Annotated in this window: 2 protein-coding genes; both read left to right on the top strand. The window is 34.6% G+C overall.

Translation table 11 applies throughout. The features are described from left to right. Positions 1–517 precede the first annotated feature (517 nt). Positions 518–1,774, top strand: coding sequence for an ABC transporter permease subunit (locus FYJ83_RS19350; RefSeq protein WP_154443127.1), 1,257 nt, complete (start codon positions 518–520; stop codon positions 1,772–1,774). Continuing rightward, the gene (locus FYJ83_RS19345) at positions 1,743–2,531 is read left to right on the top strand and encodes a response regulator transcription factor (protein ID WP_216585604.1); all 789 of its coding nucleotides are present in this window, start codon (positions 1,743–1,745) and stop codon (positions 2,529–2,531) included. The genes FYJ83_RS19350 and FYJ83_RS19345 overlap by 32 nt, the downstream gene beginning before the upstream one ends. Positions 2,532–2,715: the final 184 nt, after the last annotated feature.

The raw sequence follows: 2,715 nt of genomic DNA, 5'->3' as shown, positions 1-2,715 counted from the left end.
ATTATAAAGTTCTACAATGGTATTTTTATATTCATCTGTATATCTTTTTGACATTCTAGACACTTCCTTCCTTTTCTATATTTTATAGTATTCGGAAAATCGTGTCTACAATATTATACTAACACCACTTATTTTCAAATGTTTTTTCTGAAAGAATGGAAAATCATTTTAGAGATAAGAGAAACTAGTTTCAGGAAGCTAATAAGAATGGAGTTACTTTGGAGGTGAGAAGATGAACTTTTTAAAACCGACAGGAAAGAGAATAGTAACACCTTTGGGATGCGTATGCAGTGATTATGATGCACATGCAGGAGCAAGAAATGGGGGTGGGAATAAGCCACTACCTTGTAATTCGTGTGGTTGTTCTTGTGGAACAGATAAAGTCCGAAAGGGAAACCGAACGTCCGCCGCATCAAGTGATACGACATGGTAAGCTATAAGTAGTATCAAAAGAGAGAGGCGACAAATGACGATTTGTCGCTGTACTCTTTCTTAATATATAAATGGGAGGGATCTTATGGGAACGATGATTAAATATGAATTTAAGAAAATATTTCGAAGCCGTTGGAATATTTTAATAACAATTCTCCTTCTTTTTTTGGTTTCTCGTGCTACATGGAAACACACAACGACTTATCCTACAATGAATGAGAAAGGGAAAGAAATTACTGGAAAAGAGGCAGTTTCTTATTTGAAGAACCAATATGAGATAGATTACCCAGAGGGGATATTGACAGATGAAGTAATTCAGCGAGATTTGATACGACTCAAAAAAGAGTTGAATTTCAAGGATTCCAACGTAGATCGTGAAGTGGCGTTTCAAAAATTATTTAAAAACCCTTATTTTATCTCCCGACGAAACTATTTTTGGGGGTTGGCAGATGGATTTGACTCGCTGGAAGAGCCAATTTCAGATATTTTTAGTTTATTGGAAAAGCAGGAATCTCTTCCAAGTTTTTATACAATTCAAGAGCAGAAAATGGCAAATAAAATCGAAACCCTTCCATATTCGGATGCAAAAAAGAATTATTTAATGTCCTTTATAAAAGAGGTCAAGACTCCATTTGAAATTGGTTATAGTGAAGGCTGGTGGGTGCTTAAAATGACGATGGATTCTTCCATCAAATATTTGTTGCTTCTTTCTGGGCTACTCGTATGTGGTATTTTTTCTGAGGAACGGACAAGTGGCATGGATTCTTTGCTTCTTTCCTCAAAAAAGGGAAGGAAAGAACTCTTTCACTCCAAAGTTCAAACTGCTTTTTTCATCGGTGTTGTCATAGCTGTTCTAAGCTTTCTATTGATTATTCTTCCTCAACTTATATTTTTTGGAGTCGATGGATGGGATCTACCTTTACAATTGGAATCTACTTCTGAATTTTTACCGTGGAGTATTTCAAAACTTAGAATTGTGGAATATGGGCTTCGAATATTACATATTTTTGTACTGATTGCTTTTGCCACAATGCTTTCTTCGATTTTCAAGCGAAAAGAATGGGTGATATTAGTATATGGATTATTTTTCTTTTTTTCTAATTTTTTCATAACATTTAGGGGAGAGTTTCCGAATTTACAAAGATGGATTAATAATCAAGGAAGTTTTTTATTTTTTCTACCCTATCTTTCCAGTTGTTTTAAATCATCGACCATGGAGATCTATTCGATTTTAGGTCATCCTGTGACATTTTATACGTTGGCATATTTTATTCAGATAATTTTCATCGTAAGTTGTTTTTGGGTGACCTATGGAAAAATTAAACGCTGGGAAGTGGATTAGGAAAATATCGACAATTGGGGAATATAATGATAATATGAGAAATAAAAGGGGAATAGGGAGTGATTCAATGAGTCGTATTGTCATTATAGATGATGATTTGGAAATTGCTGATTTGATGAAATTATATTTGCAAAATGAAGGATATGAAGTGGAAACATTTTATAGCGGAGAAGAGACATTAGAACGATTAAAGGGAATGCCTCCGGATTTGTTGATTTTAGACATTATGATGCCAGGAATTGACGGCTATCAAATAGTGGAAGAGCTTCGCAAAGACTATTTTTATCCTGTAATTATGGTTTCCGCAAAAACGGAAGATGTAGATGTGTTAAAAGGCTTAATCTTAGGAAGTGATGATTATATTAAAAAGCCCTTTAATCCCATGGAATTGGTTCAACGAGTAAAGGCCCTTCTTCGACGAAAAGAGGTTTATTATCGCAAGGAAAAGGAAACGGAGAATATTTTTTGCTTTCGTGGATTGTTCATTGACTATGAAAAGGGAAAAGTGTTGGTAAATGAAGAAGAAGTTTCCCTGACCACGATGGAATACAAGATTTTGAAACTTCTTTCTCAAAATCTAGGGGAGGTGTTTTCGGCGGAACAAATTTTAAAAGAAGTCACTGGAGAAGATTACTACAATCAAGCATATAATTCCGTGGCCACACATATTTCCAATTTGCGACTGAAGCTTAAAGACTCATTTGAAGACCCCATATACATAAAAACCGTGTGGGGAAAGGGGTATCGGATTGAATAAAATTCTTAAAGATTATATTAAGCTATTGCTTTTACTCACGATTTTTATTTTTTTCATTGTTTATGTTAATCTAAAAGTAGACCACCATAATAATTGAAAACTGGTCCACCTTAAAATATAATACCCCTTGAAGATATCTTTTGAGGGGGGGCAAGAGGTGATAAAGCTGGATCAGAAAGCAGAA

Origin of the sequence: Tissierella pigra (assembly GCF_009695605.1) — a bacterium.
GTDB classification, from domain to species: Bacteria; Bacillota; Clostridia; order Tissierellales; family Tissierellaceae; genus Tissierella; species Tissierella pigra.
Note: the sequence above shows the minus strand (reverse complement) of the source record. Positions and strands in the feature narration are given on the sequence as shown.